This is a genomic window from Bacillus yapensis (assembly GCF_005280205.1).
Taxonomy (GTDB): domain Bacteria; phylum Bacillota; class Bacilli; order Bacillales; family Cytobacillaceae; genus Robertmurraya; species Robertmurraya yapensis.
Map to the genome: position 1 here is coordinate 64,375 of NZ_SUND01000020.1, position 22,356 is coordinate 86,730.

Annotated in this window: 23 protein-coding genes, 1 pseudogene and 2 riboswitches; of the genes and pseudogenes, 16 read left to right on the top strand and 8 right to left on the bottom strand. The window is 37.3% G+C overall.

All coding sequences use genetic code 11. The annotated features are described in order from the left end of the window. The first annotated feature begins 38 nt into the window (after positions 1–38). Positions 39–476 (top strand): hypothetical protein, encoded by a 438-nt coding sequence (locus FAR12_RS19905; RefSeq protein ID WP_126410522.1) that lies wholly within the window; start codon positions 39–41, stop codon positions 474–476. A gap of 32 nt (positions 477–508) precedes the next feature. Here the strand turns inward: FAR12_RS19905 and FAR12_RS19910 are convergent, their stop codons facing one another. Continuing rightward, positions 509–1,096 carry a TetR/AcrR family transcriptional regulator gene (locus FAR12_RS19910; RefSeq protein WP_126410523.1) on the bottom strand — a complete coding sequence of 196 codons (588 nt, stop codon included), beginning with the start codon at positions 1,094–1,096 and terminating at the stop codon, positions 509–511. Positions 1,097–1,284: 188 nt separating this feature from the next. On the opposite strand from FAR12_RS19910, the gene FAR12_RS19915 reads away from it, so the two are divergent. Continuing rightward, positions 1,285–2,439 (top strand): CaiB/BaiF CoA transferase family protein, encoded by a 1,155-nt coding sequence (locus tag FAR12_RS19915; RefSeq protein WP_126410524.1) that lies wholly within the window; start codon positions 1,285–1,287, stop codon positions 2,437–2,439. Positions 2,440–2,567: 128 nt separating this feature from the next. Here FAR12_RS19915 and FAR12_RS19920 read toward each other — a convergent pair whose 3' ends face one another. Further along, on the bottom strand, positions 2,568–3,479 hold the full coding sequence (locus tag FAR12_RS19920; protein WP_126410525.1) for a MerR family transcriptional regulator: 912 nt from the start codon (positions 3,477–3,479) through the stop codon (positions 2,568–2,570). A 276-nt stretch (positions 3,480–3,755) separates the two neighbouring features. Beyond that, positions 3,756–5,243 carry a diguanylate cyclase gene (locus tag FAR12_RS19925; RefSeq protein ID WP_126410526.1) on the bottom strand — a complete coding sequence of 496 codons (1,488 nt, stop codon included), beginning with the start codon at positions 5,241–5,243 and terminating at the stop codon, positions 3,756–3,758. A 175-nt stretch (positions 5,244–5,418) separates the two neighbouring features. On the opposite strand from FAR12_RS19925, the gene FAR12_RS19930 reads away from it, so the two are divergent. Together FAR12_RS19930 and FAR12_RS19935 are read left to right on the top strand one after the other, a co-directional pair. Then, on the top strand, positions 5,419–6,411 hold the full coding sequence (locus tag FAR12_RS19930; protein WP_126410527.1) for a zinc-binding dehydrogenase: 993 nt from the start codon (positions 5,419–5,421) through the stop codon (positions 6,409–6,411). A gap of 99 nt (positions 6,412–6,510) precedes the next feature. Then, the gene (locus tag FAR12_RS19935) at positions 6,511–7,302 is read left to right on the top strand and encodes an ABC transporter ATP-binding protein (RefSeq protein WP_126410528.1); all 792 of its coding nucleotides are present in this window, start codon (positions 6,511–6,513) and stop codon (positions 7,300–7,302) included. Positions 7,303–7,486: 184 nt separating this feature from the next. Here FAR12_RS19935 and FAR12_RS19940 read toward each other — a convergent pair whose 3' ends face one another. Continuing rightward, the gene (locus FAR12_RS19940) at positions 7,487–8,671 is read right to left on the bottom strand and encodes an MFS transporter (RefSeq protein WP_126410529.1); all 1,185 of its coding nucleotides are present in this window, start codon (positions 8,669–8,671) and stop codon (positions 7,487–7,489) included. 230 nt (positions 8,672–8,901) lie between these two features. Between FAR12_RS19940 and FAR12_RS19945 the strand changes: the two genes are divergently transcribed. Beyond that, positions 8,902–10,263, top strand: coding sequence for an aspartate kinase (locus FAR12_RS19945; protein ID WP_126410530.1), 1,362 nt, complete (start codon positions 8,902–8,904; stop codon positions 10,261–10,263). Positions 10,264–10,391: 128 nt separating this feature from the next. On the opposite strand, the gene FAR12_RS23580 is transcribed toward FAR12_RS19945, so the two are convergent. Continuing rightward, the gene (locus FAR12_RS23580) at positions 10,392–10,565 is read right to left on the bottom strand and encodes a hypothetical protein (protein ID WP_170972265.1); all 174 of its coding nucleotides are present in this window, start codon (positions 10,563–10,565) and stop codon (positions 10,392–10,394) included. A 222-nt stretch (positions 10,566–10,787) separates the two neighbouring features. On the opposite strand from FAR12_RS23580, the gene FAR12_RS19950 reads away from it, so the two are divergent. The 4 genes from FAR12_RS19950 (at position 10,788) to FAR12_RS19965 (ending at position 14,057) form a co-directional block, all read left to right on the top strand. Continuing rightward, positions 10,788–11,987, top strand: a complete 1,200-nt coding sequence (locus FAR12_RS19950) for an alanyl-tRNA editing protein (protein WP_126410531.1) — start codon at positions 10,788–10,790, stop codon at positions 11,985–11,987. A 164-nt stretch (positions 11,988–12,151) separates the two neighbouring features. After that, positions 12,152–12,754 (top strand): alpha/beta hydrolase, encoded by a 603-nt coding sequence (locus FAR12_RS19955; RefSeq protein ID WP_126410532.1) that lies wholly within the window; start codon positions 12,152–12,154, stop codon positions 12,752–12,754. A gap of 147 nt (positions 12,755–12,901) precedes the next feature. Continuing rightward, a riboswitch (TPP riboswitch) is annotated at positions 12,902–13,001 on the top strand. 67 nt (positions 13,002–13,068) lie between these two features. Beyond that, positions 13,069–13,662 carry an energy-coupled thiamine transporter ThiT gene (thiT, locus tag FAR12_RS19960; RefSeq protein WP_126410533.1) on the top strand — a complete coding sequence of 198 codons (594 nt, stop codon included), beginning with the start codon at positions 13,069–13,071 and terminating at the stop codon, positions 13,660–13,662. A gap of 61 nt (positions 13,663–13,723) precedes the next feature. Continuing rightward, positions 13,724–13,831, top strand: a riboswitch (SAM riboswitch). 82 nt (positions 13,832–13,913) lie between these two features. After that, the gene (locus FAR12_RS19965; protein ID WP_126410534.1) at positions 13,914–14,057 is read left to right on the top strand and encodes a Fur-regulated basic protein FbpA; all 144 of its coding nucleotides are present in this window, start codon (positions 13,914–13,916) and stop codon (positions 14,055–14,057) included. Here the strand turns inward: FAR12_RS19965 and FAR12_RS19970 are convergent. After that, a complete protein-coding gene (locus FAR12_RS19970) occupies positions 14,038–14,931 on the bottom strand; it encodes a VanW family protein (RefSeq protein WP_126410535.1) in 894 nt (297 codons plus the stop codon). The two genes, FAR12_RS19965 and FAR12_RS19970, sit on opposite strands and share 20 nt — an antisense overlap. Before the next feature lie 362 nt (positions 14,932–15,293). Between FAR12_RS19970 and qoxA the strand changes: the two genes are divergently transcribed. Genes qoxA through qoxD form a run of 4 tightly spaced genes read left to right on the top strand, consistent with a single transcriptional unit; the run spans position 15,294 to position 19,079 of the window. Beyond that, the gene (qoxA, locus tag FAR12_RS19975) at positions 15,294–16,208 is read left to right on the top strand and encodes a cytochrome aa3 quinol oxidase subunit II (protein ID WP_126410536.1); all 915 of its coding nucleotides are present in this window, start codon (positions 15,294–15,296) and stop codon (positions 16,206–16,208) included. A 45-nt stretch (positions 16,209–16,253) separates the two neighbouring features. Continuing rightward, on the top strand, positions 16,254–18,203 hold the full coding sequence (gene qoxB / locus FAR12_RS19980; protein WP_126410537.1) for a cytochrome aa3 quinol oxidase subunit I: 1,950 nt from the start codon (positions 16,254–16,256) through the stop codon (positions 18,201–18,203). Beyond that, positions 18,200–18,796 (top strand): cytochrome aa3 quinol oxidase subunit III, encoded by a 597-nt coding sequence (gene qoxC, locus FAR12_RS19985; protein WP_126410538.1) that lies wholly within the window; start codon positions 18,200–18,202, stop codon positions 18,794–18,796. Before qoxB ends, qoxC begins: the two co-directional genes overlap by 4 nt. A gap of 1 nt (position 18,797) precedes the next feature. Beyond that, entirely contained in the window at positions 18,798–19,079 is a 282-nt protein-coding gene (qoxD, locus tag FAR12_RS19990) for a cytochrome aa3 quinol oxidase subunit IV (protein ID WP_126410539.1), read from the top strand. 23 nt (positions 19,080–19,102) lie between these two features. Here qoxD and FAR12_RS19995 read toward each other — a convergent pair whose 3' ends face one another. Further along, positions 19,103–19,360 (bottom strand): hypothetical protein, encoded by a 258-nt coding sequence (locus tag FAR12_RS19995; protein WP_126410540.1) that lies wholly within the window; start codon positions 19,358–19,360, stop codon positions 19,103–19,105. A gap of 594 nt (positions 19,361–19,954) precedes the next feature. On the opposite strand from FAR12_RS19995, the pseudogene FAR12_RS20000 reads away from it, so the two are divergent. Next, positions 19,955–20,284 (top strand): annotated as a pseudogene (locus tag FAR12_RS20000) (transposase); the annotation flags it as partial. 261 nt (positions 20,285–20,545) lie between these two features. Here FAR12_RS20000 and FAR12_RS20005 read toward each other — a convergent pair. Then, complete coding sequence (locus tag FAR12_RS20005) at positions 20,546–21,115, bottom strand: cell wall hydrolase (RefSeq protein WP_126410541.1); 570 nt, start codon at positions 21,113–21,115, stop codon at positions 20,546–20,548. A 250-nt stretch (positions 21,116–21,365) separates the two neighbouring features. Between FAR12_RS20005 and FAR12_RS20010 the strand changes: the two genes are divergently transcribed. Both FAR12_RS20010 and FAR12_RS20015 read left to right on the top strand, forming a co-directional pair. Further along, positions 21,366–21,725: an aminoacyl-tRNA hydrolase gene (locus tag FAR12_RS20010; protein WP_126410542.1), complete on the top strand. Its 360-nt coding sequence runs from the start codon at positions 21,366–21,368 to the stop codon at positions 21,723–21,725. A gap of 269 nt (positions 21,726–21,994) precedes the next feature. Further along, a complete protein-coding gene (locus tag FAR12_RS20015; RefSeq protein WP_126410543.1) occupies positions 21,995–22,282 on the top strand; it encodes a hypothetical protein in 288 nt (95 codons plus the stop codon). Positions 22,283–22,356 lie beyond the last annotated feature (74 nt).

The following is a 22,356-nucleotide window of genomic DNA, read 5'->3' on the forward strand; positions in this document are numbered from 1 at the left end:
AGTATTTTTTGGATATACTAGTCATGAGGTGGTATTCGATGACTAGAAAAATCTTCCTTTTGGTCATACTCTCGTTCATTTGTGCATTCAGTCTACAAGTGCAAGTACATGCCGAAGGTAAAGCTGAAATTTTCCATATTAATAAAGGAAAAGTTATTAAAAAGGTCCCTATGAATGATGTTATTCACAAAGAAACTGAAACCATTATTCAAAGTGTTACGGACTTGTATAGAGAGTTAGAACCAATTCCACAAAAAGGGTACATGGTAAAAATCCCATTGGACCCAGCTATTATGGTGAAAAATCAGTGGATGGAGGATTTAGTCAGTGAGGTTATTGTGATTTTTCCCGAGTATGAAAATCCACACTTGATGGTGTTTAATAATGAAAATATGCCTTATTTCTTTAGGTTTAATGGTTCTGTTGATAAATTGCTTACAAAGCTCGAGCTGAAATTTGATGGTCAGCGGGAGTGAAATGAGTGCCCCCTGGATAGGGGGCTTTAGTTTCATATGACGATTTTTAGTAAATAGGCAGAAAATGCTTCTGAAATTTCTTCACCGGATTTTTCACCCTCTGGGCTGTACCACTCTTGAATCCAGTTTAAAGCTCCTAAAATAATCATTCTTACCATTTTTACATCAATGTTTTGAAACTCTTTTGACCTTATTCCCTCAAGTAATATTTGGTCGAAATACTGAGCATACTTTGTTCTCGAAGCAAGAATCTCCTGTAAGTATTCATCAGTAAAATGTTGATTCGGCTTATCCATGACCATGAACATTGATTTTTCAGAAGTGGCAAGCTGAACATGTGCCTTAATGGCATTCGTTAATTTTTCCGTCCATGTCAAAGGACTATTAAATATCTCCTCCATCGTTACAATGCTCTTATCCATGATCATTTGATGGCAATGAAAGAGGAGTGCGTCTTTGTTTTTAAAATAATAGTACATTGAGCCTTTTGTCATTAGAAGCTTTGCTGCTACTTCCTCCATCGTTGTACCATGGTAGCCTTTTTCAGCAAAAATAGCTGCAGCAGAGCGAAGAATTTCTTCTTTCTTCTTCGCAATTTTTCTTTCCTTAAAAGAGGACATTGTTTCTCTCCAATCTATTAACAATTTATTCGAATTATTTTGCTTACTATCATATAAAAACCCAATGTAAAAGTCTATGAAAATTTCAACAACATCTTCTTACCCGCCATTTAAAAATTGCTCAATTGTATAATTAATAGAAAATTGTTAAAATTTAATAAAATAGGTATGAGAAGGAGATGTTGTACTTGTCTTTGCCACTTGATGGAATTCGTGTACTTGATTTAACAAGACTTCTCCCAGGACCATATACTTCCTTAATGTTAGCAGATTTTGGAGCAGATGTAATTAAAATTGAGGATCCGAAGGTAGGAGATTATGCACGCTGGGGAGAACCCAAAATAAATAATTACAATGCCATGTTTCACTCTTTAAATCGCAATAAGCGAAGCATAACGCTGGACTTAAAGTCTGAAGAGGGAAAAGAAATGTTTTTAGATTTGGTGAAGACCACTGATGTTTTAATTGAATCATTTCGACCGGGTGTGATGGAGCGACTTGGTCTAGGTTACGAAGTCTTGAAAAACTATAATTCTAAACTCATTTATTGTGCGATTACAGGGTATGGACAAACGGGTCCATTACGGGATATACCAGGACATGATATTAACTTTTTGAGCTATTCTGGTGTTCTCGATCTTCAGAAAGATTCCAAGGGATATCCTGTCAGCTCTCCTGTCCAAATTGGAGATATAGGCGGAGGAGCTTTAATGGCTACAATCGGGATTTTAACAGCTATTATTGAAGCCAATAAATCCGGAGATGGCCAATTCATTGATATTTCCATGCTTGATGGAACGATATCGTGGATGCAAACTACTTTGCCCAATTATTTGGCTACCAATGAACTTCAGGAGAGCGGGGAGCTACTTTTAAGTGGTGGAATGGCATGTTATGAAATTTATGAAACGAGAGATAAACGTTTTCTATCAGTTGGCGCACTTGAACCTAAGTTTTGGTTGAATTTCTGTAAAGTCATAGGTAAGGATGAACTTATCACTCAGCTAAATGCTCCATTTGAACAACAGAAGCGAATGAAAATGGAGATTCAGTCTGTTATTGAGAAGAAAACTTTACAGGAATGGGTAGCACTCTTCGAAGACGTTGATGCCTGTGTAACACCTGTATTAACGATTGCTGAAATGGTAGAGCATCCACAAATATTGCAGCGCAAAATGATAGAGGAAGTAGAAGACCTAAACTCATTGCCGATGCGACAAATTGCCAATCCTATTAAGCTATCAAGAACTCCGGCGAAAATATATCGTAAACCTCCAGAGCTCGGGGAGCATAATGAAGAAGTTCTGAGGGAGCTCAGGCTTGTAAATGGCCTCGAAGAGTGAATGAAAAAGTGCCTAAACCAAACACGGAATAGGCACTTGTCTTTCAAGTTTCATCTGGTACACAGTCTCTAGTCGTTCAAATTTGTATTAAAAGAAAGGAATTGCTTTTGAGTTCAGAGTTTCCTAACCTAGCTCCAGATCTTCCACCAACTTTTCTTCTTCGATTTTGCTGAAGCAGCTTCTCTAAAGCTTGAAAGCATCCCTTGAAATACTTCTTCACGATGTTGGATTTCTTCAGTAGACTGCTTCAATTCATGCATAGTGTCCAACAAACTATTCTGATTATCTTCAAGAGCTGATACTAATCTTTCAATTTCCTTCTTGGATTCATTTAAGTTTCTTGAGATTCTCTTCAAGCTAGCATGATTCTCTTTATTGGATGATTTTGTTGTTTCGGCCACCTTCTTCGAAATTTTTTCGTAAGTATCCTGCGAAGTCTTCGAAACCTGGTCGGCTAGAATATCGAACGATTCGGAAGTCTGTTCCGAAACATTCAGAATAGCACCTGAGATATCCTGAAGCTCTGCCTTACGTTTATCATTTGCCCTTTGGATGGACTTTGAAATTTCTTTGATTGAATGAAGTGAGTTTGAAGCTAACTCGTTCTTCAAGTCTTCTACAATTTGCTGCTGATTAAAGATAATTTCTTGTCTGATTTCATTGACGAGCTCTTTTTTATACTCATTGATTAACACTTGAAAATCTTCTACTGATGTTGGTGTAGTTTCATTCGTTTCTATCTTTGCTGGAGGAAGTGAGGTTTCGAACGATTCGGAAGGGGGTTCCGAAACTTCGGAAAAATGTTTTTGTAGTAAGGTACGAATCATTTCTTTACTAACATTCTGCTCTCGCATTTCTTTAATTTTCAATAATAGATTGATTTCGTGCTCTGTAAAAAATCTAGCGCCCTGCTTAGTTCTTGGGATGATAAGCAATCCGTTCAGGTCTTTTTCCCATTGTCGGATGGTCCCAGTCGGGATGTTCACTTTTTTTGAAACTTCCTTAATTGAATAAGCCTTAAGTACTTTATTATTTTGCATACTCTCAATCCCTTCAAAGGTTTTAAAATCTATATTCTTTGCAAGGGGTTCCGTTTTCCTGCTATATGACAAAACCTATCAAAAGAAGAAAAGAATCAGCAAATTATTCACGATTTGATTGGAATCGATTATGCTTAGGTGGAATTTTCAGAAAATATTTCTCGGGAAAGCGCAGGACCTGACATATCCCGCGCTGTGTATGTCATTTTTTGAATTTTTTATGGGAGAGATAAGAGTAAGATGTCAGATTGTGACGACATGTGTTCAGAGATGGAATCAAAATTTTGGATTATAACATACGACACGATTTCGCCCTCCTTTTTTCGCTTCGTATAATGCAAGATCTGCTTTCTCTATCAGTTCTTCTTTGGAGCGAAAAGATATATTTCCCTGAGTAGCTAACCCCAGGCTTATTGTTATAACTTTATTTTCTGAACTAGGATTAGAAATCTTTAAAGATTCGACCACAGTGCGAATCTTTTCTGCTATTTTATGTGATTCTTCATTATTCATACCGATAAGAATGGCAGCAAACTCTTCCCCTCCATACCTAGCAATAAGATGAGGGGACCTAACAATTTCTTTGACGTATGAAGCAATCGTTTTGAGACATATATCACCAGCTTGATGGCCATATGTATCGTTGTACAGCTTGAAATCATCAATATCAAATAGAATCAGTGATAGAAAGGAGTGATTGTGAATCGACAGATCCCATTCTATATTTAGTCTTTCATCGAAATAACGCCGATTTGCAACACCTGTGAGACCGTCATTATTTGATAAATAGAGAAGGGATTGTTCTAATTTTTTTCGTTCAGTAATATCACGACAAACTAGTACCAAACTGGTAACTGTATTATTTTCAATAATTGGGGTTCCGCTAATATCTACATCACTCCACGAACCATTTGGAGTACGCCAACGAAATTCTATTCTGAAAGTTTTTTTCTCCTCTACACTACTTCTAAACAAAGACATTACGCTCGATCTATCCTCTGGATGAATGAAATTTCCATAAAACTCTGCAGTATATTTTTTCGGCTCAATTCCATAGTTCCGAATTGAAGGGGAAACATAGGTAGTATTTCCTTCCTTATCAAGAATTGAGACAACATCCGAAATATTATCCGTGATAGCACGGAATTTATCATCGTTTTCTTTGGTTTTTCTTAGTAAATAAAGAGTTTTGCTTAGGTAATCATGCAAATGGAATATGCAAAAAGCGCTAATACATGAAATGAGTAAAAATGAAAAAACCAATCGATAGGTTTCTCCTTCTAGTAGGATGACTCCCACTACAGTTATAGAGAAAAAACAGTAAATGTTCATGTAGATCCATTTATGACGCGTTTTAAGATATGTAGAAATCATTCCACAAACAAGTGACATGTTAAAAGCATTAATCACTCCTAACATTGTGGAAAAGGACGGTTCATCAAATAGAAAGTAGCGACTGCAAGCGATAACCGCACCTGTTATTAGCGCGGATGGAATTCCCCCAAATAAAGCACTAATCATAATCGGAAAATGTCGAAGATCAATTAGCACATTATCAACGGTTATTCCATAATGCATGATAATTGAACCAATAATGCCATCGACCACAGCAAATATCATTCTTTCTGGTAAAGGGGCATTTGGTTTAATAGCATTAAAATTTTTGAATCTAATTCGATTTCGCATTAAGAAATAGATAAGAAAACTTGTGGAAACAAATATTGCAAGATTTGGGATTAAATCTTCAATAATATTAAGGATCATCGAATCACTACTCCAGGAAATCTGATGAAGGAAGGTGAATTAAATTCTCAATTATTGTAAATAACGGAAATATTATCTGCATTTTTTGGAATTTGAATGCATTTTGTTTTTTTTCTGACAAAAGAAAAAGTATCATATAGATATAAGATAATATGTCACAAAATGGAGTGTTGATATGAAAGCTTTAGTTCATGCAGAAATTAATGGATTTGAAGGACTCGCTTATCGAGAAATTAATGAGGAGCAACCGAAGGCTGGTGAAGTCAGAGTAGCTTTAAAAGGAGCAGGCCTTAATCACCGTGACTTATTTACATTGACTCGCCATAAAAATACAGATCCTCCACTTATTATCGGATCCGATGGAGCAGGAATTGTCGACGCAATTGGAGAAGGTGTCACAAATGTGCAAGTGGGAGATAGTGTAATCATAAATCCTGGTCTTGGTTGGAAGGAAAATAGTGATGCACCCCCAGCGGACTTTGAGATAGTAGGTCTTCCTTTCCACGGTACTTTCGCTGAAAAAATTGTTATTCCAGCTGAAAATGCTGTACATAAACCTGAATTTTTATCTTGGGAGGAGGCAAGTGTCTTATCACTAGCTGCTCTGACTGGATACCGCGCGCTTTTTACGAGAGGAAAACTACAAGCGGGAATGAAAGTATTAATTCCGGGAATCGGGAGTGGAGTCGCAACTTTTCTATTGCAATTTGCAAAAGCTGCCGGAGCAACAGTTTATGTTACTTCGCGTTCTAAGGAGAAGTGCATGAAAGCCCTTGAACTAGGAGCTGATAAAGCTTTTGATAGTAATGTCGATTGGACAGCTGAGCTCGTGGGAGAAAAGATGGATCTTATTATTGAATCTGTAGGTGCAGCTACTTTTAATAAATCATTAGACCAGCTTCGACCAGGAGGAACGATCGTTACCTTCGGTGCATCAGCAGGAGATGTAGTAGAATTTGATTTACGTAGATTCTTCTATGGGCAATTTAATCTGCTTGGTTCCACCATGGGAAGTGGGGAAGAATATCTAGAGATGCTTCAATTTATTGAGAAACATGAAATCAAGCCTATCATTGATCGAACCTATCACCTTAGCGAATTTAAAGAAGCCTTTGAAAGAATGGAAAAAGCAGAGCAACTTGGAAAAATAGGATTTTCGATAGTATAAGATAAGAGGAGATACTTCCTCTTGTTTTTTTAATAGACATTAACAGAAAATTCAATTTAATGATGTTTTTAAAACTGCATATGAAAGGAATTTATGAATATGGTCATCTCTTTAAAAAATGTTGCATTAAAGCGAAATGGCTCTACGATACTAGATGATATAAATTGGCAAGTTGAACGAGGTGAACATTGGGTACTTTTTGGGTTAAACGGGGCAGGGAAAACGGCGTTGTTAAATCTTTTGAATGGCTACCATTATCCAACGAATGGAGAAGTATACGTTTTAGGTAAGCAGTTTGGGAAAGTCGATATTCGAGAATATATTCGTAGAAAAATAGGACTCGTTTCTTCCTCATTACAGGAACGATTTTACAGAGAAGATAGTGCCTATGAGATTGTCTTAAGTGGAGCTTTTACGTCGATTGGACTTTATGAAACTCCAAATGATGAAATGCGTAAAAAGGCAATATCCTTGTTGAAAGAGCTTGGTAGTCTTGAATACGCTGATCGAGACTACGAAACGTTGTCTCAAGGAGAGCGTCAAAGGATTTTAATTGCTCGTGCTTTAATGAATGATCCTGAAATTCTCATTCTTGATGAACCGACGAATGGACTTGATTTTATCGCAAGAGAACATTTATTAGAGGTTATTGAAAAAATTGCTCTGCAGCCAAATGGTCCAACCCTTATCTATGTCACTCATCATGTTGAAGAAATATTACCAGCCTTTACGAAGACTCTTTTATTAAAAAAGGGAGAAGTATTCTCTCAAGGTAACACCTATCAAATCCTTTCAGAAAATGTATTATCGGAGTTTCTTGGAATAGAGGTTGAGGTGATATGGAGAAATAAGAGGCCGTTGTTAACGAAAAAGGAAAAGAGTATGTCTTAGGAAGCATAGCATTTACAGGCTTCCCTTTGTCATATAGTGTTTGTAAGTTATTGAATTGTCTTTTATTCAGGAACTTCTCACGATAATTGCGGAAATCACACAATAAGGCAATCACCAAGAAATCAAAAAGAAAAAGCTGTGATCAAAAAGTTGATTTTTAACAACCTTTTGACACAGCTTTCTCTTAGCCTCTACTTTTTCTTAAAATAATCAAATATAGAAGGATAGAAACGAATACTGATACGGCAGAGATAAGGTAGATGCTGCTGTATCCAAAGAAGAATGCGATTTGCCCAAAACAGATCGCACCAATTCCGACACCTAAATCAAAGAAAGAGAAAAAGGTTGCATTTGCCATTCCTCTTCTATGGACAGGTGCATCCTTCACCGACCATGCCTGCAATGCTGGCTGAACAGTACCAAAGCCTAATCCATACATAATTCCAGCTAAGAAGAGGATAGGACTATTTGGCAACCACCACAAAAGAAGCATGGCAATTATTACCATTGCCGTCCCTGGAATAAATACGGCTTGATGCCCTTTTTTATCGTAGAGCTTTCCAGCAAATGTTCGGGATAAGAGTAAAGCTAGAGCATAAAAAAGGAAATACCATTCAATTCCGCTTACATCATTCTGAGTAGCATAAATAGGTAAGAATGAAGCAATTCCCCCAAAAGTCACCGTGATAAAAAAGAGTAATAGAGAAGGTGGAATCGCTGTTTTTTCAAATAGATCCCACTTTTTTTGCGGGATATTCACCGGTTCAACCTTCTTATAATGAATCAGTGATGAAAAAATAAGTGCAACTAAACCAAGAACTGCACAAATTAGAAAGATCTGTGTGAAGGATATTTTTCCAGCCAAGGCAAGTCCGAGTGTTGGTCCAATGGCAAGTGCAATATTCCCTGATAGTCCATAGTAGCCCATTCCTTCCCCGCGTTTATGGACTGGAATTAAATCAGTAGCAATGGTTCCAGAAGCTGTTGTTGAATAGCCCCAACCAACCCCTTGCACCATTCTCATAATAAAAAGGAAAACTAAACTATGAATAAGACCGTAGGAACCAACGGAGAGTACAAATATGCTGAGACCGATAGCGTATACAAACCGTCTTCCTCGTGTTTCAAGTGCTTTTCCTGCAAAGGGTCTAACGAGAAGCGCAGAAAATGTAAAAATTCCAACGACAATACCAATTAATTGATCGTTTCCACCTAACTCTTCAACAAATAGAGGGAGCGTCGGCAAAGTCATTTGGAATCCGAGAAAGATAAAAAAGTTAGATAGTACAATTAATGTAAAATCTTTTGTCCAAATCTTATCAGATTGAAATTGACCTTGCGGCGAATCCTTCGCCATAGATTGACTCATAATGACTCCTTTCAAAATATAACCGATAAAATATTTAGTAACACTAAGTATTATATTACCTGGAAATTTTAAAATATCCATCTATTTGTGCTTTAAAAATTCGAGTCTTTCCCAAAAGCACAAATGTACTTAACAGAGAGAAAAAACTCTTGATTCTTTTACTATTTAGAGTGATAATAAATACTAAATTTTAGGAAGTGTGAATAAAAAATAAACGAGGGATGTCTGTCATGAAGGTAGTCAAGTTTGGAGGCTCTTCATTAGCCACAGCGGCGCAATTTGAAAAGGTGTTAAATATCGTCGTTTCCGATCCAGCGCGCAAATTTGTTGTTGTTTCTGCGCCGGGGAAAAGATTCGTGCAAGATATCAAAGTAACGGATCTATTAATCGAATGTGCTGAAAAGACAATAAACGGTGAAAATAACCATGAGCTTATTGAAGCCGTGCTCGAAAGATATCGGAATATTGCCGATGAACTTAAGCTACCTATCGAATTCATTCAGGAACTACACAAAGATCTTTTAGAGCTTTTAAATAGAGATATTACAAATAAAAATCGCTTTTTAGATGCAGTAAAAGCAAGTGGAGAAGATATGAATGCTAAGCTAGTAGCAAAGTTTTTTCAAAGCAGAGGAATTGACGCATCATATTTTAGTCCAAAAGATGCTGGCCTTCTCGTCAGTGACGAATCAGGAAATGCACAAGTACTGCCTGAATCCTATGAGCGTTTGTACACTTTAAGAAAAATACCAGGTATCATCATTTTTCCTGGCTTTTTTGGTTATACGAAAAATGGAGAAGTGGCAACCTTCTCAAGAAGTGGTTCGGATATTACTGGGGCGATTTTAGCAAATGGACTTAAAGCGGACTTATATGAAAACTTTACTGATGTCGATGCGGTATATTCGGTTAATCCAATGATTGTTCATCATCCAGTTGAAATACGAGAGTTAACCTATCGGGAGATGCGGGAGTTAAGCTATGCCGGCTTTTCTGTTTTTCATGATGAGGCCCTAATTCCAGCGTTTCGTGCTGGAATTACTGTCAATGTAAAGAATACCAACAATCCAACAGCACCAGGTACAAAAATTGTCCATAAAAGAGATAATACAAATGGGCCTGTTGTGGGAATTGCTAGTGACAAAGGTTTTTGTAGTATTTATGTGAGTAAGTACTTAATGAATAGAGAAGTGGGCTTTGGTCGAAAGTTATTGGCGATTTTAGAGGAATATGGAATTTCCTATGAACATACACCATCAGGGATTGACGACATTAGTGTCATCTTGAGGCAAAATCAAATGGATCAATACACAGAGCAGGACATTTTGGAACGAATCAAAACAGAATTACTAGCAGATGAGGTGAAAATTGAGCATGACCTTGCACTTATTATGCTAGTTGGTGAAGAAATGAAACAAAATGTTGGCACGGCTGCTCGAGCTACAAAAGCACTGGCAAATGCAGGAGTCAATATTGAAATGATTAATCAAGGATCCTCAGAGGTAAGCATGATGTTTGGGGTTAAGCAAGCAAGTGAAAGAAAAGCTGTCAAAGCGATTTATGAAGAATTTTTTGCGGTGGTTCCAGTTTAGTTTAGTGGAAGGGCGAAGAAAGACAACACGTGGATTTGTTCGTGTTGTCTTTTCGTTTTTAGCGGCATATCAACGGTGCCAAGCTTTAAGGTAAAATACGGCCATAGACTATGTAACGTTACAACAATTTAGCTAGAAACACTTCTTTCAATTGCGCTGTCCCAGTCAGGAAAATAGTGAAGCGCGCTTCGCATAAGGTGTGGGTTCATTTTTTTGATATGCTTCTTACTCAAGTTTGCCCCACTAGAATTTAAGCGTTTAATTTCTTCAAGTACCTCAGCAGAACTCATTGTAACATCCATTCTTCCATGCCCTCCTTTCCTATCAAATCATCTATAGAATCACCTTCTGAATAAAATTTATACATATTTCTGTATTTTTAGTTAAAGGAGTTCCGATAAAATGATCCATTTTTATCGTTTTTTTGCTGTTATATGTAAGAAATCTGCTTATAATTGAGATAGATATGTTTAAAAATGTTCGTATTCTTAATTCTATTTACATAAAGGGAAGGAACAAGACCATTGACGGAAAAATTATATTATCAAGATGTATGCCAAAAAGAATTTACAGCAAGAGGACTCTATCAAAAGCAAGATGAAGCAGGAAATTGGTTTGTAGTTTTATCGGAGACAACTTTTTATCCAACAGGAGGTGGACAGCCTCATGATACTGGTACACTGAATGGTGAACTAGTAACGAACGTAGAAGAAGCGGACGGTGAAATTCGTCATTATGTAGAAAAGAAGCTTGATCAAATCGAAGAAATTAAAGGAATCATTGATTGGGATAGAAGGTTTGAACACATGCAACAGCATACTGGTCAGCATATTTTGACTGCAGCTTTTGTTGAGCTTTTTGGGTTTGAGACAGTTAGTTTTCATCTCGGTCAAGATACAGCTACGATTGATATTACTACGAATGCTTTAACAGAAGACATATTGCAGAAAGTAGAGCAACGAGCAAACGAAATTATCCTTGAAAATCGTCCGATTGAAACGAAATGGGTCACAAAGGAAGAGGCCCTTCAATACAACTTACGAAAGAAACTATCGGTAACGGAGAATATTCGTTTGGTGATAATTCCTGACTATGACTACAACGGTTGTGGAGGGACGCATCCAACTACAACTGGGCAAGTTAGTGTCTTGAAAATATTAGATTGGGAAAAACAAAAGGATAAAACCCGTGTTCAATTTATTTGTGGAAATAGAGTGTTAAAGCATCTGCATTTCAAACATACCACAACTACTGAATTAAGCAGATTGTTAAGTGTTCCTGAAGGGGAATTACCGACTGCCACACATAAGCTACTTGAAGCGAACAAAGTTTTAGGAAAAACGATTGACGGGCTCCGAGAGGAACTTCTACAGTATGAGGCTAATGAATTAATCGCTGCTGCAAGTGTCTTGGATGGAGAAAAGATGGTTACAAAAATATTTCAAAATCGGACGATTCAAGAGCTACAAAAGCTTGCTAGATTATTGACAAATCAAGTAGAAAAAATAAATGTCTTCTTTATTACAGAGAACGGTGAGCAGTTGCAATTCGTCTGCCTTCGAGATAAGGAAGCTAGCATTAATATGAAAGTGGTAGTTCAGCAAATCTTACCTCTCGTCGAAGGTAAAGGTGGAGGCAATGAAACAGCAGCACAAGGCGGAGGAAAAGCGATAATTTCTGGCGAAGAGCTCTTAAAACAAATCAAGAATTTTGTCGGTGAATGACTATTTAGGGCTTGAGTGTAACACTCAAGCTCGTTCTATTATGGCCAATTTGGACATAATAGAGTTGGGATATTCGAAGAAGAGATAGGAAGAAAATTTGACATTCCTAATTCCTTTTAATAAAATTATCTTGAATTCAAGATAAAATCCAGGGGGTTCTTACGTTGAAATATATTTTTAAAGAAGGTTCAAAAGAAAAACCAACATTGCTGTTATTACATGGTACTGGAGGAAATGAACAAGACTTATTAAGCCTAGGAAATATGATCGATCCGGAAAGCTCAATCTTAAGTGTCAGAGGGAATGTCTTAGAAAATGGGATGCCTCGTTTCTTCCGTCGCTTAGCAGAAGGAATATTTGATGAAGAGGATTTGATCTTCCGTACAAAGGAACTATATGATTTCTTAGATGAAGCAGCCAAAGAACACGGATTTGATCGTAATAATGTGATCGCGATTGGTTATTCGAACGGGGCGAACATCGCTGGTAGCCTCTTATTCCACTATGAAAATGCCTTGCGAGGTGCGATTCTCCATCATCCAATGGTGCCAAGAAGAGGAGTGGAATTGCCAAATCTTCAAGGTACGCCAGTTTTTATCGGTGCTGGTGAGAATGATCCGATTTGCCCATCACAAGAATCGATTGAATTGCAGACTCTATTAGCAAATGCCGGAGCAGATACAGACATTCATTGGGAGCGATTTGGTCATCAATTAACAATGTCTGAGGTAGAAGCAGCTAAGGAATGGTATAAGAAGCATTTTTGATTACGTAAGGGGTAGCAGTTAAATAACGATTGCTCCCCTTATTTTTATTATTTCTCATTCGAACATTTTGCACTTTATGAATGAGAATTAATTATTACTTCAAAAAGGTTATTAAATGGGATATAATGTATGAGACATATACATAGCGGAAACCACAAGGGGAGCTTATAGCTGAGAGTGAACGTTTTGTTCTGACCCTTTGAACCTGTTAGTTAATGCTAGCGCAGGGATGTGGAAGACGGTTCAATAGTATCCGTCTTTAGACATGTTCTCCCTTGAGGTCTTTCGTATCTAATAAAAGGGGAGATTTTTTTATGAAAAAATTAGGTTTACTTGCGATGATTGAGGCTGCCTTTTTTGCAGCATTTGCATTGATTTTAGACCTTCTACCAGCCATTCAATTAGGTCCATGGATTTCCATTTCATTCGCAATGGTACCCATCTTTATTTTGGCTTTTCGCTGGGGCTTTACGGTAAGTATCTTATCTGGCTTTATTTGGGGATTACTTCAGGTTGCAATAGGAGATATTTATTTCTTAACACCGATTCAATTTGCCATTGAATATTTCATTGCTTTTGCTTTTATTGGATTTGCGGGTCTTTTCTATAAACCAATTCAATCTCATCTGCAAAATGGGGAAAAGAAAAAAGCATTGCAATGGGCTGTTGTAGCCATCTTTGTTGGAAGTGTGGCTCGTTATTTTTGGCATTTTATTGCGGGAGTTATTTTCTGGGGTGAAAATGCTCCAGAGGGAATGTCGCCAGTCATCTATTCATTAATTGTGAATGGTGGAACAATGCTAGGGGCTACGATCCTATGCTCAGTAGTCATTCTGCTGTTGTTATCAAATGCACCGAGATTGATTCAGCGTAAAGGAACTGGCACTATTTCAGCAAAAAAAGCCTAATCAATTGACTAAAATAAAAATCTGATCTATATTATTCCTATAAATTTAATATGAATTATTTTTCTTATCCAGAGAGGTGGAGGGATTTGGCCCTAAGAAACCTCGGCAACAGACTCATTTTATGAGAACTGTGCCAATTCCATCAAGCAGATTGCTTGAAAGATAAGACGAGCGGCTAAATTATAAACCTCTTCTTATTGTTTGGATAAATGATAAGAAGAGGTTTTTTGTTTAGTTAAGGAGGTAAATAAATGAACGACGCAATGAAAAGAGATGAACTTATTGATAGATTACTTCAGCATGGTGTATTTAAAATTAAAAACCAACAATTGTTCGAGCTTTCACTTCAAGATTTAGAGAATGAGCTAAATAAAATTACTCAGCAAAACGAGTAGGAAATTGTAAAATCCCTCGCACATTACGAGGATGATAATTAATATCCTCAGAAGAATAGATGAACACAACTACTTGCCCTCCAAATGCCCGAGCACGTATCAATATAGGGAGGTTATATTCATTTTTAAATGCGAAATCTGGACCGTACCAGCTCACGGTTGCATCTCGACCTGGAGGTACATAGGGTACGCGTTTGCTATGAGAGTAGCGCTCGGTAATCGTAACACCAGACCGATCTACAGCATTAAATAGGGTGGAGGAAACCTGACATATTCCTCCGCCGATTCCTTCTATTGTCTCGCCTCTAACGATTTCCGGTGCCTTTTGATACCCTTTCGCTACAGTACGTTGGCCAACCACTTTGTTAAATGAAAAAATCTCTCCAGGGAAGACGACGTAATTATTAATCGCCTGAACCGCCAAAGCAATATTATGAGAGCGAAATTTATTATAGGAATTATAGTATGTAATGTATTGTCCAATCCGTTTTGTGCGAATATTTGACAATAGCTCACTGTCTACCTTTGGATATTGATATATTTTTGGTACCTCGAATGTACCGGGTCCATTTTTATAATAGAATTCATACAACTTTTCCATAAATGCGTGTTCATTCAGTCGATGGCCAATTTTTTCAGGAATAATGCTACCGGCATCACTAATGGAAGCATTCTCTGGAGGTTTTTTAATTTGTTCATTAATTTGTTGGGATAATGTTTCGGACTTTATAGGATCCAAAAGCTCTAATCCTGGTAATTGTAAGGCTATATCTTCGCGATTGATTTCTGCGATCGTTTCATCATTTTCTACAATGGTCAGAGTATTAGCTGGATTGATGAATAAAAACACACCAAAAATCCACGAAAAATCCATGATGTACCTCCAAGTTAGTTCATTTTCTCCATGGGTGTTAGTTATATCAATGTATTGTCGCTAACATCATTCTACTAGTATTAGTGTCCGAGATTATCCTTCGTTTATTCCACAAATTAATATTCCCTATATAGTCACGAAAATCCTACAAATCAGAACTTCGTGTAAATTCAGGTAAGTGAAAGCGTTAAATATTGTAAAATAAATCCTTCGAAATTTCGTCACATTTATATACAGCTAACTCGTGTTACTATAGTAAGTGCAATCAGGTACTTAAAAACAAATATTCTTATAATCCAATTTCGAATTGTCATTACATATATGAGATTGTGATTAATTGAACAAGAAAGGAGCAACCTTTTATGAAAATAAAATGGACTTTTTTAATGATAATTTTCACTATTGTCACTGTGTTAACAGGATGCGAACCTTTAATGGTCTTAGATCCAAAAGGTCCTCAAGCTGAAAGGCAAGCCGGAGACATCCTATTATCAATCGGGATTATGTCCGGTATCGTTATCATAGTGTTTGCGATATTAATCTATGTTTTGATTAAATACCGTGCTTCAAACTTACCGGAAGATTATGAGCCTCCGCATATGGAAGGGAACTTCTGGGTTGAATTAATTTGTGTAGGAGTTCCAATTATTATTGTGGCTTTCTTCTCTTTTGTTTCTGTTAAAAGTAATTATATTGTTGAATCAGCTCCAGTAGGGTATGAAGAACAAGAGCCTTTAGTTATTTATGCTTCATCTTCCAACTGGAAATGGCATTTTAGCTATCCAGAACAGGACATCGAAACAGTTAATTACTTATATATTCCAACAGATAGACCAATTGAATTCAAACTCTATTCTTATGGTCCTATTACAAGTTTCTGGATTCCACAGCTTGGTGGTCAGAAATATGCCATGGCAGACATGGTAACGACATTACATTTAGCAGCTGACGAGATCGGTGAATATATGGGACGTAATGCGAACTTCAGTGGGAAGGGATTCGCTGAAAATTCTTTCAACGTGACAGCAATGACTGCAGATGATTTTGATGATTGGGTAGAAGAGGTTAAGGAGACTGCTGCTCCTCTCACAGAGAAAAAGTTTGATGAAATTCTTGAACCTGGTCACCTTGGTCAAATGACGTTCACTGGGACTCATTTAGAATTTTCACCAGCACCTGAACATGATCATGGTACATCTGAAACTGAAGAAACTGATGAATCTCACGAGGAACATTCTCATTCAGAGGCAAACCATTCTGAACATGAGGGTCATTAATAAGTAAATCGAAAAGTAATTTTTCTCGAAAGGAGAAACAAACGGATGGAATTTTTTGAACGTTTTGCAATACCACATCCAAGTCCAGCAATTTATGCTTCAATGGTTGTAATTGCACTTACAGTGATCGCTATTATTGCTGGGTTAACCTATTTTAAAAAGTGGGGCTACTTATGGCGTGAATGGTTAACAACTGTAGACCATAAGAGACTTGGTTTAATGTATATAATATCAGCTATTCTTATGCTGTTCCGTGGTGGCGTCGATGCCATTATGATGCGTGCTCAGCTCGCAACACCTGACAGTAAATTGCTGGATGCCCAGCATTACAATGAAATTTTTACGACACACGGGGTCGTAATGATTATGTTCATGGCGATGCCATTCATTTTTGGATTTATGAATTACATTGTCCCATTACAAATTGGAGCTCGTGATGTTGCATTTCCTCGTTTAAATGCGATCAGCTTCTGGTTGTTCTTTATGGGGGCTATGTTATTTAATATCTCTTTTGTTATCGGTGGTTCGCCTGATGCAGGATGGACATCCTATTTCCCGCTTGCAGGTACTGAATTTAGTGAGTCAGTGGGGACGAACTATTATATGATCGCGCTACAAATATCTGGATTAGGTTCATTGATGACAGGTATTAATATGATTACGACGATTTTAAAAATGAGAGCACCTGGCATGACGTTAATGAAAATGCCAATGTTCACATGGTCGACTCTTGTGGCTAACTTAATCATTGTCACTGTTTTCCCAGTTTTAACAGTTGCTTTAGCAATGGGAACAATGGACCGTCTATTTGCAACAAACTTTTTCACAAGTAGCAATGGTGGTATGGATATGCTTTGGGCAAACCTTTTCTGGGTTTGGGGACATCCTGAAGTATATATCTTAATTTTACCGGCCTTCGGTCTCTATAGTGAAATCATTTCAACATTCTCAAGTAAAAATCTATATGGCTATACATCAATGGTTGCTTCAATGGTCATTATCTCAGTTCTATCTTGTCTCGTTTGGGCTCACCATTTCTTTACGATGGGTCAAGGAGCTGCATCGAATAGCTTCTTCTCCATTACAACAATGGCTATTGCGGTTCCAACAGGGGTTAAGATTTTCAACTGGTTGTTTACGATGTGGAAGGGGAAAATTCGTTTTACCGTTCCGATGCTGTATTCAATTGGCTTTATCCCGCTCTTCACAATTGGTGGAGTTACAGGGGTAATGCTTGCTATGTCAGCAGCAGATTATCAATATCATAATACGATGTTCTTAGTGGCTCACTTCCACAATACAATTATTCCGGGTGTTGTGTTCGCGATGCTTGCTGGTCTTACGTATTATTGGCCAAAAATGTTTGGATTTATGTTAAACGAAAGAATTGGAAAATGGACGTTCTGGGCACTATCAATTGGTTTCGTTTTAGCATTCTTCCCAATGTATATCACTGGTTTAGATGGTCAGGCTCGCCGTATGTACACATATTCTGAGTCAACAGGATTTGGACCATTGAATATGCTATCATTCATTGGTGCAGGTATTATGGCTATTGGCTTTGTGCTGATCGTCTATAACATTTACTATAGCATTCGTTATGCTCCAAGAAATATTGGAAGCGACCCATGGGATGCACGTACTTTGGAATGGGCAACACATACTCCAGTTCCAGAATATAACTTTGCTATTACACCTGCGGTGAATTCAGTTGAACCGTTCTGGGATGCAAAGAAAAAGAAACATGTATTATTCCCAGAGCCACTGAAGAAAATTCATATGCCGAATAATAGTGGAATGCCATTTATCTTGTCTGCTATATTCTTTGTTTGGGGATTTTCGTTCGTATTCGCCATTTGGCCTTTGGTTATAATTGCAACATTAGGAATATTCGCTTGCCTAGCGAGTCGTTCATTTGAAAACGACCATGGGCGTTATATTTCATTAGAAGAAGTAGAGGAAACGGAAGAAAAATTAGGGGGTGCAAAAAAATGAATCTAGAACACTCTCAACCTCTTGAATATAGTACGAAACAAAACGATTTAAATATTTTTGGTTTCTGGGTATTCCTCGGTGCAGAAATCATGCTTTTTGCAACACTATTTACTTCTTATTTTGTATTAGAAAACAGAACCGGAAGTGGCCCAGCAGGAGCAGAGATCTTTGAAATAACTCCTGTCTTAATTGAAACGCTGTTACTTTTAACAAGTAGCTTTGTGATCGGTTTAGGGATTCACGCGATGCGTCTTGGTAAAACAAAAGCGATGATTACATTTTTTGCCATCACGTTATTATTGGGCTTGGGCTTCTTAGGTTTTGAGATCTTCGAATTTGTACATTATGTTCATATTGGTGCAGGTCTACAAACAAGCGCATTTACTGCGAGTCTTTTAACGACATTAGGAACGCACGGAGCTCACGTAACATTCGGGTTGTTCTGGGGAACTGCTATTATTCTTCAAGTGAAAAAACGTGGTTTAACACCAGAAACAGCAAATAAATCATTTATTTTCTCACTTTATTGGCATTTCTTAGATGTAGTGTGGATCTTTATTTTCAGCTTCATCTACTTGAAAGGAATGATGTAATATGAAAGAATTATTCCCGGCAAAACAAGTAATGGGCTTTGTGTTTTCTTTGATACTCACAGCAATTGCTTTACTTGTATATTTCTTAGACTTGTCCTTCACAGCGGGACTTACCATTTTAGTCGTAACAGCCTTTGTTCAAGCATTGCTTCAATTAGTGGTGTTTATGCACGCTGGTGAAACGAAAGACAAATGGGCTATTTATGGTAATGTCTACTTTATGATATTAATCGCCATGATTACGATATTTGGTACGCTATTCCTGTTTGTGTGGGATATGTAATTTGTATATGAAAGGAGCTCAGGTTATTGAGCTCCTTTTTTTGTATTCATCGATTTCAGTTGAATTCCTTTATGAGTATTATCAATCATTTCTTCCGTTGCAACAAAGAATACCCCTATAAGAAAAATGAAAACAGCCCCAACTATCATACCTAAACCAATAGGTGTCAATATTCCGAAACCGCTTCCAATAAAGCCGAATAAGAACATAACCGAACCAGATATTAATAAGGTTAAACCGATATACTTAACAAGATTTAATACTTTTTCTCTTGATGTCACAATATTCAACCTCCCTTTATTTAAATTATTCAATTTGTTCACAAAAATGTCAAACTTTTTTTGAAAAAGTTTATTGACATCGATGAAATTCAATTAACTGATCAATGTCAAATTGAATTCCCTTGACTACCGAAGTAGTTTTCGATGTATTTCTTGTAAAGTCTTAAGCAAAATAAATAAAGCACCTTAAATGAGTGCCTACAGTCTTTTTTCTTTTAAAATAGAGTTATGATAGACGATATAGGTTGATTTCCACTCCGTGTGGCGCTTTCCGCGGGCGGGGCCGAGCTGGAAGGCGCTAGCGACAGTAAGTCTCGACTTTCCCGCTTTTCCCGCAGGAGTCGCCACCCTCCATTCCAATCAACTTCTAATAAGATAAAAAATTTTCGAGTTGACGTAACATGATGACGAGAAACCAATCAAATGACCGTGCACAATTAGAAATACTGACGATAGATCAACTAGTTCCTGAAGAGCATTTAGTGCGCAAGCCAAGCTAGTGGCAGCTATTGATTTTTCGTTCATCTATCCCTTGGTTGAAAACTTATATTCAGGGGTTGGTCGTCCAAGTATCGCTCCAGTAGTTCATATTTAAGACAATATAAATCCAATCTATTGATTTTTGCAGAATGCCCGTTTCTTTCGAAGTGCACTGAATGTAAAAACCATCAAAAGCTTATACAACGTCATATTTAGGAAGCTTACATAGAAGAAGCAGAACATTTACGTCACAATGAAGAAATCAAACAGATATACGCGAAACGCAAGGAGAAGATTGAACATGTTTTTGCGGATGCGAAGGAAAATCATGGAATGAGATGGACAACCTTACGAAGTCTTAAAAAATTGTCTATGCAGGCGATACTTACGTTTGCTGCCATGTACTTAAAGAAAATGGCAACTTGGACTTTGGAACCCGCTTAAGAGGAGCCAAGCTAGTTGATTGGAGTGGAGGGTGCTTGACTCCTGGGGGATTTGCAGGACAGGTGAGATCCCACAGGAGCGACAGCTCCGAGGAAGCTCACCGCCTGCCCCCCGGAAAGCAAGTGCCCGGAGCGGAAATCAACGGATTTTTATAGCCAAACTATGCCAAAAATGACAAAAGCCACTGAGAGGTTGCCTCTCGATGGCTTTTGTCGACATTCTGAAGCACCCCAAATGGAGTGCTTAGTGTATTGTTGTAGCTTATTTCGCAAATACGTGATTTCCAATTGTAATGGTTACTTTTTTCGAGCGTAACCATGTGTTGGTTGTTTTCTTTGGATTATAGAAGTAAAGGGAACCACTACCTTGTCCACGAAATGCTAATGCTTCGTTTACAGCCTTCTTAGAAGTGCTACTTGCCGCTTTTTTAATCGATCCATTGCTAACAGGTGTAAATTGTCCAGATTGATAAATGACTCCATTAACAGTGTTCGGAAAAAGACTACTATCGACACGATTTAAAATTACAGTAGCAACGGCTACTTTTCCTGCGTAAGATTCGCCTTTTGCTTCAGCTTCCACAAGTCTTGCTAATAAATCTTTTTCCGAAGTTGTTATTGATGATGCTGGAATCGTGATTTTTTGTCCAATATTTAAATTACTATTTTTAGCATTGTTTGCTTTCATTAAAGAATTAACAGGTACCCCGTAGTTGACTCCAATTTTCCAATATGTTTCTCCTTTAGATACAGTATGGCTTGCAGCGAAAGTACTACCGACACCTGCAAACATGATTGTACTGAATGCTATGATTGAAATTAGTTTTTTCATTTCAATACCTCCTTGAAAGTTCTCATTTACAGTAACATGATATTTTAGGAGGGACATCCTCTATATATTTCCAACACTTCTAAACTATTGATACACCTGGGACATGTCTTCATAAGGTAAAGTTTGGTAATAGTATTTTAATATAATTGTTACTGCTTTTGATAAGTAAACTAAAAGACTCATAAACAATCATACATAACCGTATAAATAAGGTAAGTTATATTAATTGGATGTAGGAGGGCTGGGGAGAATGGACAATGAAGTTATTCAATATTTTGTAGTAAATAGTGATTTAAAAATGGAGCCCGGAAAAGTTGCTGCACAGGTCGCGCACGCTGCAACGATATCAACCATCAATATGGTGAGCGCGAATAATTGCCAGTTCCCTGATTACTTCGATTATTTTGTGGAATGGTATCAAGCAGGTATGAGTAAAATTGTATTGAAGGGGACTGAAACGGAATTGTATAAGTTAAAGGAAAATGGCTTCTATTCGATAAGAGATAGGAGTTTTAGCCATCTTCCTGACGGAGCATTGACAGTTGTTTCACTTCCTCCTATGCCTAGATTAATAGGTCAAAGATTTATTGGAGAATTTTCATTGTATTGATTTTAATGTTGACTGCTTTCGTAAAGATTGTTGTTAAAATCCTACAGCTGATTTTAACGTAGAAATAGCTATTTGGTGCATCGTTGTGATGTTTGCAAGCTCTTTTCTCATTAAGATAAAACTAGATATTATTATAGATACAGTTTAATTCATTGATTTTATGTTCTAAAAGGAACAAAGTTTGAGAAAAGAGCCTTAATATAATCTCTGCCAGTTCTAAAATCATGTTTCTTAAGAGACCTCATACGCCTAGTGAGGGAGGGATGCTAGTGGGTTCCATATTCAATCGATGGTCCTTTTACTTATCTTTTGTCTGTGTAGTAGCAATGATCTTGCTGTCTACAAATTCGATGAATGACCGTTTTGTGAAATGGTTTGGTATCCATCCTCTTGAACTTCTATTTTATTTCTGTCTAGTTGTATTTTTACTAGGAATAATCGGATTTTTGGGTGTAAGAGACTGGAAAGGGGCACTCAGGAGTATTTTTACCGTAGGCTTTACTCTAGTCATCACATCATTCCTTGCTTACATTATTTTTGTTGGTCATTTAGGCTAATCCAATATTAGTAGATAAAAGTATTATACAAATAGAGAAGTTGAATATTTCGATCACCCCAAAAGGTTAATGCG